This is a genomic window from Enterobacter sp. DN (assembly GCF_046054285.1).
Lineage (GTDB): Bacteria > Pseudomonadota > Gammaproteobacteria > Enterobacterales > Enterobacteriaceae > Enterobacter > Enterobacter hormaechei_C.
This window is the reverse complement of sequence record NZ_JBJJTG010000002.1, coordinates 43,476-56,299: the sequence shown is the minus strand read 5'-3', so window position 1 is coordinate 56,299 and position 12,824 is coordinate 43,476. Positions and strand designations below refer to the sequence as shown.

Sequence of the window (12,824 nt, the reverse complement as noted above, 5' to 3'; positions counted from 1 at the left end):
ATGTTAACTGGGCGTATTGCAGCGCTGATCGTGACGCTGGTAATGGTTGGGTGCAGCGCGCGTCCCGCCATCCCGGTCAGTGAAGAACAGACGCTGGTGATGGAGTCCTCAGTGCTTGCTGCGGGCATCACGGCGGAGAAGCCTTCGCTGACCATAAGCGAAATCCAGTCTTCAGCCTCCTCTACGCTCTATAACGAAAGGCAAGAGCCAGTGACGGTGCATTATCGCTTCTACTGGTATGACGTGAGAGGTCTTGAGATGCACCCGCTTGAGGCGCCGCGCAGCGTGACCATCCCGGCAAGATCGTCGGTCACGCTCTACGGCAGCGCCAGCTATCTGGGTGCACATAAGGTGAGACTTTATCTTTATTTGTAAGGAGTGAACCTTGATTAAAACAATGAGCCGTTATGCGCTCCTGAGTGCCTTTGCACTCTTTCTGGCGGGTTGTGTGACGCGAACGGAAGAACCAGCACCGGTAGATCAGGCGAAGCCGGGAACGGAACAGCCAACAACACCAGCGCAGCCTGTTCCAACCGTGCCGTCTGTACCGACCATTCCGGCGCAGCCTGGCCCGATCGAACATCCGGACGACACCGCACAGCCTGCGCCGCGAGTACGCCACTATGACTGGAACGGCGCGATGCAGCCGATGGTGGGCAAAATGTTGCAGGCACAGGGCGTTACGCCCGGCAGCGTGCTGCTGGTGGACAGCGTGAACAACCGTACAAACGGTTCCCTGAATGCGGGAGAAGCGACGGAAACCCTGCGCAACGCGCTGGCAAACAACGGTAAATTTACGCTGGTCTCAGCTCAGCAGCTCGCGGTCGCCAAGCAGCAGCTTGGTCTGTCGCCTCAGGACAGCCTGGGTTCGCGCAGTAAAGCGATGGGTATTGCCCGCAACGTTGGCGCGCAGTATGTCCTTTATTCTAACGCGACAGGCAACGTGAACACGCCGTCGTTGCAGATGCAGTTAATGCTGGTTCAGACCGGCGAAATTATCTGGTCAGGTAAAGGTGCCGTTACGCAACAATAAGCGTACGCGTCATGACGTCCTGACGCGTTATTTCCCTCAGTACCGTGTTATCGCGCCGCAAGCCCCCGCCGGGCTTGGCGGCGCGAGTTGCATTATTGAGCGTGGCGACCATCGGCTGGTTTTACGTCAGCATCACGATGCCGCCGCGCCTGCCTCCCATTTTCGTCGCCAGTTCCGCGCCCTGAAGCGCCTGCCCGCCGACCTTGCGCCACAACCTCATCTCTTTATCAGAGACTGGATGGCGGTGGCGTTTATTGAGGGTGAGATCAAAAGCGAGCTTCCCGATACGCCTGCGCTTGCAGCCATGCTGTATCATCTGCATCGCCAGCCGCGTCTGGGCTGGCGGGTAACGTTACTTCCTTTGCTGGATCACTACTGGCAGCAGGCTGCGCCTGGACGACGCACGCCCTACTGGCTGGCGCAGCTTAAGCGGCTACGCAGAGCGGGAGAGCCGCAGGCGTTACGTCTGGCGCCGCTGCATATGGATGTCCACGCGGGTAATATCGTTCATACCACGGCAGGCGAGAAACTTATCGACTGGGAATATGCCGGAGACGGTGACGTGGCGCTCGAACTCGCTGCGGTCTGGATGCCTGATGAGGCGTCGCGCGAGCAGCTGATAACCGCCTATGCCCGAAACGCCAACATCAATGCGCTCACCCTTGCGCGGCAGGTCGCGCGCTGGCGTCCGTGGGTGTTGATGCTGATGGCGGGATGGTTTGAAATGCGCCTTCAGCAGACAGATGACAAACAATTTATTGCGCTGGCAAATGATGCCTGGCGTCAGTTACAAACGAAAGGATAAGAGAGGTAGGTGTGGGTCCAGTAATGTTGGATGTCGAAGGGTTTGAGCTGGATGCGGAAGAGCGCGAAATTCTGGCGCATCCGCTGGTAGGGGGGCTGATTCTTTTCACCCGCAATTATCATGATCCGGAGCAGTTGCGTGAGCTGGTTCGCCAGATCCGTGCGGCGTCGCGCAATCACCTGGTGGTGGCCGTAGACCAGGAAGGTGGGCGTGTGCAGCGTTTCCGCGAAGGGTTTACCCGTTTACCCGCCGCGCAATCTTTTGCTGCGCTGCTGGGGATCGAAGAGGGCGGTCAACTGGCGCAGGACGCCGGCTGGCTGATGGCCAGCGAGATGATCGCCATGGATATCGACATCAGCTTCGCCCCGGTGCTGGACGTAGGACACATTAGCGCGGCAATTGGTGAGCGTTCGTATCATGACGATCCGCGTATTGCGCTGGCAATGGCGACGCGCTTTATTGACGGTATGCATGCTGCGGGCATGAAAACCACCGGCAAACATTTCCCGGGCCACGGGGCGGTGACGGCGGATTCCCATAAAGAAACCCCGCGCGATCCGCGCCCGGAAGCAGACATTCGCGCTAAAGACATGTCGGTTTTCCGCTCGCTGATCGCTGATAACAAGCTGGATGCCATCATGCCTGCGCACGTCATCTACAGTGAGGTCGATCCGCGTCCGGCCAGCGGCTCTCCGCACTGGCTGAAAACCGTGCTGCGTCAGGAATTAGGCTTCAATGGCGTAATTTTCTCTGACGATTTATCCATGGAAGGGGCGGCGATCATGGGAAGCTATGCCGAACGTGGGCAGGCTTCGCTGGATGCGGGTTGCGATATGATCCTCGTCTGCAATAATCGTAAAGGGGCGGTGAGCGTGCTGGATAACCTGTCGCCGATCAATGCTGAACGTGTTACACAATTGTATCATAAAGGTTCATTTAGTCGTCAGGAGCTGATGGACTCGGCGCGCTGGAAAACGGTAAACGCCCGGCTTGAAGCCCTGAACGAGCGCTGGCAGGCACATAAAGCAGCCCTTTAATTCATCCCGGAAGGCGTAGCGTGGTGAGACGATGATCATTTATTTACACGGTTTTGACTCAAACAGTCCTGGTAATCATGAGAAAGTGCTGCAATTGCAGTTTATCGATCCGGATGTCCGGCTGATCAGTTACAGCACACGTCATCCGAAGCATGACATGCAGCATCTGCTTAAAGAAGTGGATAAAATGTTGCAGCTCAATATCGACGATCGCCCGCTGATCTGCGGCGTGGGGTTAGGAGGATACTGGGCAGAGCGCATCGGTTTTTTGTGCGATATCCGTCAGGTCATTTTTAATCCTAACCTCTTTCCGAACGAAAACATGGAAGGCAAAATCGATCGCCCGGAGGAGTACGCCGACATCGCAACTAAATGCGTGAGCAATTTCCGTGAAAAGAACCGCGATCGGTGTCTGGTGATCCTCTCCCGCAACGATGAAGCGCTGAACAGCTCCCGCGCCGCCGAGCTTCTGCACCATTACTACGAAATTGTCTGGGACGAAGAGCAGACCCACAAGTTCAAAAACATTTCCCCGCACTTGCAGCGTATTAAAGCCTTTAAAACGCTGGGCTGATCTCCCTGAACCTGATAAAGGCCCGGTACGTGAAAGCGTACCGGGCCTCTTTTTTGTCAGAGTTGTCTACTTTTAAACCATCAAAACTTGATACATATCAATTTTGGTATGACCAATGCGCCTGACGTGCTATTCTCAATGAATCTGAATGGTTTCAGCGCAGTAACCTGTTGTTAATTAAGGGTTATTTATATAACTTTTAATTAACAATTGGTTAATAATTTGAGGGGGTCACGTTGACTACGCCATTGAAAAAGATAGTGATTGTCGGCGGTGGTGCTGGCGGACTGGAGCTCGCGACACAGCTGGGTAAGAAGCTGGGTCGCGGTAAGAAAGCCAAAATCACGCTGGTGGATCGTAACCACAGTCATCTGTGGAAGCCGTTACTGCACGAAGTGGCGACCGGGTCGCTGGATGAGGGCGTGGATGCGCTGAGCTATCTGGCGCATGCGCGTAACCACCACTTCCAGTTCCAGCTGGGTTCGGTGGTGGATATCAATCGTGAAAACAAAACCATCACGCTGGCTGAGCTGCGTGATGATAAAGGCGAGTTGCTGGTTCCTGAGCGCAAGCTGGCCTATGACACGCTGGTGATGGCCCTGGGCAGTACCTCCAATGATTTCAACACCCCAGGCGTAAAAGAGCACTGCATCTTCCTGGATAACCCGCATCAGGCGCGTCGTTTCCATCAGGAGATGCTTAACCTGTTCCTGAAGTACACCAATAACATGGGTGCTAACGGCAAGGTCAACATTGCTATCGTGGGCGGCGGCGCAACGGGCGTTGAATTATCGGCGGAGTTGCACAATGCGGTCAAACAGCTGCACAGCTACGGCTACAAAGGGCTGACTAACGAAGCGCTGAATGTGACGCTGGTGGAAGCAGGTGAACGTATTCTGCCTGCGCTGCCGCCGCGTATTTCCGGCGCGGCGCACAACGAGCTGACCAAACTGGGCGTGCGCGTGCTGACCCAGACCATGGTGACCAGCGCGGATGAGGGCGGCCTGCATACCAAAGACGGCGAATATATCCAGGCCGACCTGATGGTTTGGGCTGCGGGGATCAAAGCGCCTGATTTCATGAAAGATATCGGTGGGCTGGAGACGAACCGCATTAACCAGCTGGTGACAGAGCCGACGCTGCAAACCACGCGCGATCCGGACATCTTCGCCATTGGCGACTGTGCCTCCTGCGCACGTCCGGAAGGCGGATTTGTACCGCCTCGCGCTCAGGCCGCGCACCAGATGGCAAGCCTCGTGCTGCATAACATCCTGGCGCAGATGAAAGGCAAACCGATGAAAGCCTATGTCTACAAAGACCACGGCTCTCTGGTGTCGCTCTCAAACTTCTCCACCGTGGGCAGCCTGATGGGTAACCTGATGCGCGGCTCCATGATGGTGGAAGGGCGCATCGCCCGCTTCGTGTACATTTCTCTGTACCGTATGCACCAGATTGCGCTGCACGGCTACTTCAAAACCGGCCTGATGATGCTGGTTGGCCGCATCAACCGCGTGATCCGTCCACGCCTGAAGCTGCACTAATTTCTCTCTCCCTCCGGGCCCTCCGGAGGGAATTCTTAGCACATCATGCTGTGCATTTCCCTCCTGACGCTTAAGAGTTCTCTTAAACCCACGTTGTCCCGGTCAACAGCCCTGATTTTGATCCTTTATCTTATTGGCGAAGCGTTTATTGCGCTGCAAAATTGCTACCAATTGCAACAAAGGAGGAAGTCCCGTGAATAAATCAATGTTGGCGGGTATAGGGATTGGCGTCGCAGCTGCGTTAGGTGTGGCTGCCGTTGCCAGTCTGAACGTACTTGATCGTGGCCCGCAGTATGCGCAGGTGGTTTCCGCTACACCGATCAAAGAGACGGTCAAGACGCCTCGTCAGGAGTGCCGTAATGTTTCTGTCACCCACCGTCGTCCGGTTCAGGATGAAAACCGTATCGCTGGCTCCGTGCTGGGCGCGGTTGCTGGTGGGGTGATTGGTCATCAGTTTGGTGGCGGCCGTGGTAAGGATGTCGCGACGGTGGTTGGTGCGCTGGGTGGCGGTTATGCCGGTAACCAGGTACAGGGCGCGATGCAGGAAAATGATACCTACACCACAACGCAGCAGCGCTGTAAAACCGTGTATGACAAGTCTGAAAAAATGTTGGGCTACGACGTAACCTACAAAATTGGCGATCAGCAGGGCAAAATCCGCATGGATAAAGATCCTGGCACGCAGATCCCTCTCGACAGCAACGGTCAGCTGATACTGAATAACAAAGTGTAAAAAAGATGTTCTCTGAACTTAGCTCCTCATGCGCTCAGGCTGAGGAGCTTTTTTTTTGCGTCAGAGTTTAAGAAGTTCAGGCCACAGGCGCAGCGTTGTTTGCGTAATCCCCTGCAATTTTTCCAGCGTCGCGCCTTCACGGGCGCTGATGGACATCCCCTGTAAAATACAGCTCAGATACTGGGAAAGCTCCTGCGGACGGCAATGCGCCGGTATTTCGCCGCGCTGCTGACGCTGAGCCAGAAACGTGCTGAGCGTCTCCTCCTGCATCGCATGTCGCGATTTGACCGTGTTGGCAATCTCTTTAGACGATGCCGCGAGGGTCGCGGAGGTGTTGATCATAAAACAGCCCGCAGGCGTGTCCTTGCTGGTATAGCAGGTCGCGATTGCCGTGAAATAATCCTGCAATGCCTGCTCAACCGTTTTTTCTTCGCAGAACAGCTGGGCTTCATGTTTTGCCGCGAAGCGCGCGATGTATCTGTCCAGAACGGCCCGGAATAAGCCTTCTTTGTTGGTGAACTCTGCGTACAGGGTAGGGGCTTTCGCGCCCGTTGCTTCCACGAGATCGGAAAGCGACGTGGCTTCATACCCATGCTGCCAGAAGAGCGTCATGGCCTTATCGAGCGCCGCATCCCTGTCGAACACTTTTGGTCGGCCACGGCTTTTCTTCGCGCAACGCGTGACATCGGTTGTCATGTGCCGTTGGTCCTCTGTTGTTTTGTTGAATAGTCATTATAAAAATAAACGTCTGCAACGACCAGCGGTGATTTCTGAAAAATAATTTAATTTTATCTTTATGAAATATAAGGCAAATGAAATTAATTTAACGACCATTATAAAAATGGGTTGACGTGTGACCTGGATCACATCTATCATTTACCTATCGATCGTTAACTAAATAACTAACGACCACTACATCATCTGCCTAAAGGTATAAAATCATGAAAAACGTTAAAACCCTCATCGCTGCCGCCGTTCTGAGTTCACTCTCTTTCGCAAGCTTCGCTGCTGTTGAAGTGCAATCCACGCCAGCAGACCAGCAGAAAGTCGGTACCATCTCTGCCACTGCCGGGACTAATCTGGGCTCTCTGGAAGATCAGCTGGCACAAAAAGCTGACGAAATGGGTGCGAAATCATTCCGCATCACCTCTGTGACCGGTCCTAACACCCTGCACGGTACCGCTGTTATCTACAAATAAGCGTAACGCAACCCTCCGTTATGCCACTGCAATAAAAAACGCCCTGCTGATGCAGGGCGTTTGTCGTTATTACTGCTTTACATTGATTGCTGAGCAACCTCATGATGCCGCGTGACATCGGTTGGCATCCCCGAGCGCGCTTCCATCGCCCGCTCCATCACCGCGCCATCGGTATTGGCATTCGTTTTAAAGCTCACCATCGAGGCATTCAGATTAATCGGCAGCGTCTGCGGATCGTCATTGATGTTTTTCGATAGCGGCTGGTGGATCTCAACCAGACGGACGCCACCCGGCTCTTCAGACACTTTAATCGGCGTATTAATGATATTCACTTTCGTGCCAGGGGCGATCACGCGGTAGAGCGTTTTGATATCGTCATCGCGCAGGCGAATGCAGCCGGAGCTGACGCGCATCCCGATCCCGAAATCCGCATTCGTTCCGTGCAGAAGATAAACCCCACCGTATGCCGCCAGGCGAATCGCATGGTGCCCCATCGGATTATCCGGGCCAGCAGGCACCACGGCAGGCAGGTCGATACCTTGAGCTTTATAACGGGCGCGAATGTTTGCCGTCGGGGTCCAGGTTGGATTAGCGCGCTTATCAGAGACGGTGGTGACCATGGTAGGCGTGAGCGTATCGCCCCCCAACTGACCAATACCGATAGGGTAGACGGTCACTTCGTTCTTGCCCGGCGGGTAGTAATACAGACGCAGCTCGGCGAGGTTAATCACAATGCCCTGACGCGGCGCGTCCGGCAGGATGGTTTGCAGCGGAATCGTCAGTACGCTGCCTGCCCGGGGCACGTATGGATCTACGCCCGGGTTGGCCTGCAACAGCGCCAGGAACCCGACGTTATATTTTTTGGCAATCGCTTCCAGCGAACCGCCATCGTTTTCAACCACGTGAAAGCGGTTTTCACCTACGACGTTGCTGCCGGCAGGCGGAAGAGGCCAGGTATTGGCGCGAGCGGGGAGCGCGACGGCAACCGTCGCGGCCAGCGCAAACAGAGTTAACCAGCGGGTAAAACGCGAAGAAATCATCATTATCATAATCCATACAAATGATAAGGTTATTGTTTTATAAGGCGTTAATGATAATTATGGCGAATGTATAGTCGGGAAGTTCGGGCGAAGTGCAAAGAGTTTGTAAATTGTCCCCCCGCCAGCCGGGCGCTGGCGGGGGATACCGTTATGCGATGGCGTTCTCTTCCAGCTGACGCATAAAGTTACGCACCCAGTCCATGCGGGTTTTACGTTCCGTCAGATCCTGAGTGAATTTCAGACGCGTCGGGCCATCAAGACGGAAATGCTGCGGCTGTTTTTGCAGGAGGCCAATCAGCCACATCGGATCGACGTGGTTCTTCTCGGCAAACTCAATGACGCCGCCTTTCTCATTGCCTTCAAGTTTGCGAATGCCCAGCTTCTGCGCCTGCTGACGCAGGCGGGCAATGTCCAGCAGGTTGCGCGCCGCATCGGGCAATATCCCAAAACGGTCAATCAGTTCGACTTTGATCTCTTCCAGCTCGCCTTCGCTTTTCGCGCTGGCAATGCGTTTGTAGAACGACAAACGGGTATTCACGTCAGGAATAAAATCATCCGGCAGCAGAGAAGGCATGCGCAGTTCCACTTCGGTCTGCTGGCTGGTGAGATCTTCCAGAGACGGTTCACGTCCGGCTTTAAGCGCGTCGACGGCATTTTCCAGCAGCTCCATATACAGCGAGAAACCGATGGTTTCCATGGAGCCGCTCTGGTCTTCACCCAGCAGCTCACCGGCGCCGCGGATCTCCAGGTCGTGGGTCGCCAGCGCAAAGCCAGCGCCCAGATCTTCCAGCGAGGCGATAGCTTCCAGACGCTTTTGCGCGTCGGTGGTCATCGCCTTCGGATGCGGCGTCAGCAGCCAGGCGTAGGCCTGATGGTGCGAGCGACCGACACGCCCGCGCAGCTGGTGCAACTGGGCCAGGCCGAAGTGATCCGCACGTTCGATGATGATGGTGTTCGCCGTTGGAATGTCGATCCCGGTCTCAATGATGGTGGTACACACCAGCACGTTGAAACGCTGGTGGTGGAAATCGTTCATCACCCGCTCCAGCTCGCGCTCGCGCATCTGACCGTGACCAATGGCGATGCGCGCTTCCGGTACCAGCTCTGCCAGCCTGTCGGCGGCTTTCTGAATATTTTCAACGTCGTTATACAGGTAATACACCTGGCCGCCGCGCAGCACTTCGCGCAGGATCGCCTCGCGCACCACCAGATTGTCGTACTCGCGAACAAAGGTTTTCACCGCCAGACGGCGCGCCGGTGGGGTGGCGATTATCGACAGATCGCGCATGCCGCTCATCGCCATGTTCAGGGTGCGCGGGATCGGCGTTGCGGTCAGGGTCAGAATGTCGACGTCGGCGCGCATCGCTTTGATGCGCTCTTTATGGCGCACCCCGAAGCGGTGCTCTTCATCCACGATCAGCAGCCCCAGATCTTTCCACTTCACGTCGCTTTGCAGCAGCTTGTGAGTGCCGATCAGAATATCAATTTTGCCTTCGCTTGCCTGTTCCAGGATTTGCGTCTGCTCTTTGGCGCTGCGAAAACGCGACAGCATCTCAATGCGCACCGGCCAGTTGGCGAAGCGGTCGCGGAAGTTGTCGAAGTGCTGCTGGGCGAGAAGGGTAGTCGGCACCAGCACCGCCACCTGCTTGTTGTTTTCCACCGCCAGGAAGGCGGCACGCATCGCCACTTCGGTTTTGCCGAAGCCCACGTCACCGCAGACCAGGCGGTCCATGGCCAGCGGCTGGCACATGTCGCTCAGCACGGCGTTAATGGCCTGGGCCTGATCCGGCGTAGTTTCAAACGGGAAGCTATCGCAGAACAGCTGATACTGCTCTTTATCATGCTTAAACGCATAGCCCTCTTTGGCCGCACGCTGGGCGTAAATATCCAGCAGCTCGGCGGCCACGTCGCGCACTTTTTCCGCCGCCTTCTGGCGCGCACGCGCCCAGGCATCGCCGCCCAGCTTATGCAGCGGCGCATTATCCTCAGCACCGCCCGCGTAGCGGCTGATCAGGTGCAGGGACGACACCGGCACGTACAGTTTGGCGTCGTTGGCGTAGGTCAGCATCAGGTATTCACCTTTGATGCCACCTGCTTCGAGGGTGGTCATCCCCTGATAGCGACCCACCCCGTGTTCAAGGTGAACGATCGGCTGGCCGGGGTGCAGTTCGGCAAGGTTACGGATCAGGGTGTCCGGGTTGATGGTGCGACGGCTGTCCTGACGACGGCGCGCGACGCGCTCGCCCAGCAGGTCGCTTTCACAAATCAACGCCAGGTTATTGAGCGTATCAATGAATCCGTGCTCGGCGGCGCCGATCATCAGGTAACGGCCATTTCCGGTCGCTTCGCTCAGACGAAGAATGCGCTTCGGCGCAACTTTGATCCGTCCCAGCAGTTCGCCCAGCGCTTCGCGGCGACCCTCACTTTCAACGGAGAAGACCACTGGCCCGGTGAAGGACTCAAGAAACTTGCGCAGATTATCAAGGGGGGATTTCTGCTGCGCCTGGACGGCCAGGTCAGGCAGCGTCCGGAACGCGAGATTGGTGTTCGCCGCCTTCTCGGTAAGCGCGTCGGTTTTGAGCTGCATGCGCGGCCAGCGTTTCAGCTCGGCGTTGAGCTCGTCGGTACGTAGCCACAGCATTTCCGGCGGCAGCAGCGGACGCATCGGGTCAACGCCCCGATTTTCAAAGCGGGCGCGCGTTTCGCTTTCAAAGCGGCTGGCACTGGCGTCGATATCCCCGGTGTTAACAATCAGCGTATTCGCCGGGAAGTAGCTGAACAGCGCCGGCAGCGGTTCGTTAAAGAACAGGGGCTGCCAGTACTCGATCCCGGCCGGAAGGGTGCCCTTGCTGACTTGCTGGTAGATATGTTCGGCATCGCGCTTCACGTCGAACCTGTCGCGCCACTGGCTGCGGAACAGCTCGATGGCGGTTTTATCCGTCGGGAACTCATGGGCGGGCAGTAGGTTAATGGAGTCCACTTCCTCCAGCGTGCGCTGGGTGTCAGCGTCGAACACGCGCAGGCTGTCGATCTCATCATCAAAGAAATCCAGACGATATGGCCGATCGCTGCCCATCGGATAGAGATCCAGCAGCGCACCGCGCGTCGCATATTCGCCGTGCTCCATCACCTGGTCGACATGTCGATAGCCGGCTCCGTCCAGCTGCACGCGCAGGGCATCGCGCGACAGGCGTTGGCCTTTTTTCATCACCAGCGCATGGCTGTGCAAATAGCTGTGCGGACAGACGCGCTGCATCAGGGTATTCACCGGCACAATCAGCACGCCGCGCTGCATGGTGGGAAGCTGATACAGCGTCGACAGGCGCGAAGAGATGATCTCCTGGTGCGGAGAAAAACTGTCGTAGGGAAGCGTTTCCCAGTCGGCCAGGCTGAATACCAGACTGTCGGTGAACTGACGAATTTCATCGTGCAGGCGCAGGGCGTTTTGCATGTCCGGGGCAACCAGCACCACCGGCCCTGGATGCCGCTCAGCAATTTCCGCCACCAGGGTGGCGCAGGCCGCGCCCGTGAGTTCGCCCAGCTGGCGCTGGTCGCCCGCTTTGACAGGCAAGGAGTAACGATAGTGTTCAGGCATGGCTATGTCAGAGTCTCTTGGGGATATACCAACAGTATTGGGGCATATCACTGATACGCAATGTCTTTATTATCCTCGATCGTTTTACATAAGCAAATCGTAACCGCACAAGAGGGAAAGTGCCCCCGGATGGGGGCCGAGGAGATTAACGGGTAGCAGTCTGTGGCGAAAGCCGCGCGGGAGGGGAGAAGAAAAGATCGCCAAAGAGGGCGGTCGAGAGCTTACGTGCCCCCAGCCCAACCAGCGTGCAGACGAGCAGGCTGATAAACGGGTAGACCAGAATCAGCGTTAACTCTGCCCAGATCGGCCAATACGACGCATTCATTTCGCGGATCAGGAGCAGGCTAAATGCCTCGATTAAAATGCGGTGAGTGGTATATATCGCGATGGTGTTTGAACCGATGACGTTCAGCAGGTTATTGGGATGAACGGCATAACGCTGCTCGAAGCTGTAAAAGAGCTTCATGATAACCACGATCGACAGCAGAGAGAGCGGCAGAGGGACATTAGCGAACCACAGCACCACCGACACCGCACCAGAGGCGATGAGTATCAGCCAGCTGCGGCGCAAATTCATCCCTTTCATCCACGCCATCAACTGCGCGCCGTACCATGCGCCGAGGCTGTAGTAGACCATGTTGCGTACCACGCTGTTCATTCCCCACCACGGTAACGGCAGGAAGTTGATGGCGATGCTTGCCAGCGCCAGAAGCCCCAGCATCGGCAGTTTCCAGCGGCTCAGCAGCTTACAGAGCGTAAAGTAGACCACTAACGCGTACAAATACCACAGGCTGGTGCTGGCCGTGAGCATTCCCAGTACAAACCCTGAAACGGAATCGGCGTAGGCCGCATTAGATGATGTCGCCAGTTCTCGCTCGGGGGCGAGCCAGGCATTCAGATGAGTCAGCGCCTGCCATTGCAGGACGCCCCACAGGGCCAAAACCCAGACAATGCTCCAGATCCGCTTGTCGAGACTGGTGCGCCAGTTCACCTCGTCAATATATCGACGGATCAAATAGCCGGAGATAAAGAAAAACACCGGCATACGGAACGGGGCAAGGTAAAGATTAAAGTAGACCCAGCATTTGGCGAGCAGGCCCGATAACGGATGCTGTAGCCCGTCCAGGTGAGGATAAAAGGTGATCACCGAGTGGTAAATCACCACCAGGCAGATACACAGACCTTTTATCTGGTTAATCCATAATGCTTTTTGTTTCATTGTGCGTGACGACCTTGTTGCCATAAACGAAAGGTCGATTGTTGTAAA

General features: G+C 56.0%; 12 protein-coding genes. 8 read left to right on the top strand and 4 right to left on the bottom strand.

Features of this window, described 5'->3' with window-relative positions:
* From ACJTMZ_RS04895 to ACJTMZ_RS04865, 7 genes are all read left to right on the top strand, one after another.
* Window positions 1-375, top strand: coding sequence for a YcfL family protein (locus tag ACJTMZ_RS04895; protein WP_003857939.1), 375 nt, complete (start codon window positions 1-3; stop codon window positions 373-375).
* A gap of 13 nt (window positions 376-388) precedes the next feature.
* Complete coding sequence (gene lpoB, locus ACJTMZ_RS04890) at window positions 389-1,033, top strand: penicillin-binding protein activator LpoB (RefSeq protein ID WP_085939398.1); 645 nt, start codon at window positions 389-391, stop codon at window positions 1,031-1,033.
* Window positions 1,014-1,838: a thiamine kinase gene (thiK, locus tag ACJTMZ_RS04885; protein ID WP_047745363.1), complete on the top strand. Its 825-nt coding sequence runs from the start codon at window positions 1,014-1,016 to the stop codon at window positions 1,836-1,838. The genes lpoB and thiK overlap by 20 nt, the downstream gene beginning before the upstream one ends.
* A gap of 11 nt (window positions 1,839-1,849) precedes the next feature.
* Window positions 1,850-2,875: a beta-N-acetylhexosaminidase gene (nagZ, locus tag ACJTMZ_RS04880; protein ID WP_003857934.1), complete on the top strand. Its 1,026-nt coding sequence runs from the start codon at window positions 1,850-1,852 to the stop codon at window positions 2,873-2,875.
* Between the two features lie 31 nt (window positions 2,876-2,906).
* Window positions 2,907-3,449: an alpha/beta hydrolase YcfP gene (ycfP, locus tag ACJTMZ_RS04875; RefSeq protein WP_006809239.1), complete on the top strand. Its 543-nt coding sequence runs from the start codon at window positions 2,907-2,909 to the stop codon at window positions 3,447-3,449.
* 236 nt (window positions 3,450-3,685) lie between these two features.
* The gene (locus tag ACJTMZ_RS04870; RefSeq protein WP_017693633.1) at window positions 3,686-4,990 is read left to right on the top strand and encodes an NAD(P)/FAD-dependent oxidoreductase; all 1,305 of its coding nucleotides are present in this window, start codon (window positions 3,686-3,688) and stop codon (window positions 4,988-4,990) included.
* Window positions 4,991-5,183: 193 nt separating this feature from the next.
* On the top strand, window positions 5,184-5,723 hold the full coding sequence (locus ACJTMZ_RS04865) for a glycine zipper 2TM domain-containing protein (RefSeq protein WP_017384715.1): 540 nt from the start codon (window positions 5,184-5,186) through the stop codon (window positions 5,721-5,723).
* Between the two features lie 60 nt (window positions 5,724-5,783).
* On the opposite strand, the gene ACJTMZ_RS04860 is transcribed toward ACJTMZ_RS04865, so the two are convergent.
* On the bottom strand, window positions 5,784-6,419 hold the full coding sequence (locus tag ACJTMZ_RS04860; protein WP_015570813.1) for a TetR/AcrR family transcriptional regulator: 636 nt from the start codon (window positions 6,417-6,419) through the stop codon (window positions 5,784-5,786).
* Between the two features lie 245 nt (window positions 6,420-6,664).
* Between ACJTMZ_RS04860 and bhsA the strand changes: the two genes are divergently transcribed.
* Window positions 6,665-6,922 carry a multiple stress resistance protein BhsA gene (gene bhsA, locus ACJTMZ_RS04855; RefSeq protein ID WP_006809234.1) on the top strand — a complete coding sequence of 86 codons (258 nt, stop codon included), beginning with the start codon at window positions 6,665-6,667 and terminating at the stop codon, window positions 6,920-6,922.
* A 77-nt stretch (window positions 6,923-6,999) separates the two neighbouring features.
* Here the strand turns inward: bhsA and ACJTMZ_RS04850 are convergent, their stop codons facing one another.
* The 3 genes from ACJTMZ_RS04850 to ACJTMZ_RS04840 all read right to left on the bottom strand — a co-directional run bounded on the left by ACJTMZ_RS04850 (window position 7,000) and on the right by ACJTMZ_RS04840 (window position 12,776).
* Window positions 7,000-7,965, bottom strand: coding sequence for a L,D-transpeptidase family protein (locus tag ACJTMZ_RS04850; RefSeq protein WP_023303432.1), 966 nt, complete (start codon window positions 7,963-7,965; stop codon window positions 7,000-7,002).
* Between the two features lie 145 nt (window positions 7,966-8,110).
* The gene (mfd, locus tag ACJTMZ_RS04845) at window positions 8,111-11,557 is read right to left on the bottom strand and encodes a transcription-repair coupling factor (RefSeq protein WP_252010817.1); all 3,447 of its coding nucleotides are present in this window, start codon (window positions 11,555-11,557) and stop codon (window positions 8,111-8,113) included.
* Window positions 11,558-11,702: 145 nt separating this feature from the next.
* On the bottom strand, window positions 11,703-12,776 hold the full coding sequence (locus ACJTMZ_RS04840; RefSeq protein WP_047057633.1) for an acyltransferase family protein: 1,074 nt from the start codon (window positions 12,774-12,776) through the stop codon (window positions 11,703-11,705).
* Window positions 12,777-12,824: the final 48 nt, after the last annotated feature.

Excerpts from the sequence above, each read along its gene's own strand:
- mfd (WP_252010817.1), bottom strand. The coding sequence starts at position 11,557 with ATGCCTGAACACTATCGTTACTCCTTGCCTGTCAAAGCGGGCGACCAG.
- ACJTMZ_RS04840 (WP_047057633.1), bottom strand. The coding sequence starts at position 12,776 with ATGAAACAAAAAGCATTATGGATTAACCAGATAAAAGGTCTGTGTATC.
- ycfP (WP_006809239.1), top strand. The coding sequence starts at position 2,907 with ATGATCATTTATTTACACGGTTTTGACTCAAACAGTCCTGGTAATCAT.
- ACJTMZ_RS04860 (WP_015570813.1), bottom strand. The coding sequence starts at position 6,419 with ATGACAACCGATGTCACGCGTTGCGCGAAGAAAAGCCGTGGCCGACCA.
- bhsA (WP_006809234.1), top strand. The coding sequence starts at position 6,665 with ATGAAAAACGTTAAAACCCTCATCGCTGCCGCCGTTCTGAGTTCACTC.
- ACJTMZ_RS04850 (WP_023303432.1), bottom strand. The coding sequence starts at position 7,965 with ATGATGATTTCTTCGCGTTTTACCCGCTGGTTAACTCTGTTTGCGCTG.
- ACJTMZ_RS04895 (WP_003857939.1), top strand. The coding sequence starts at position 1 with ATGTTAACTGGGCGTATTGCAGCGCTGATCGTGACGCTGGTAATGGTT.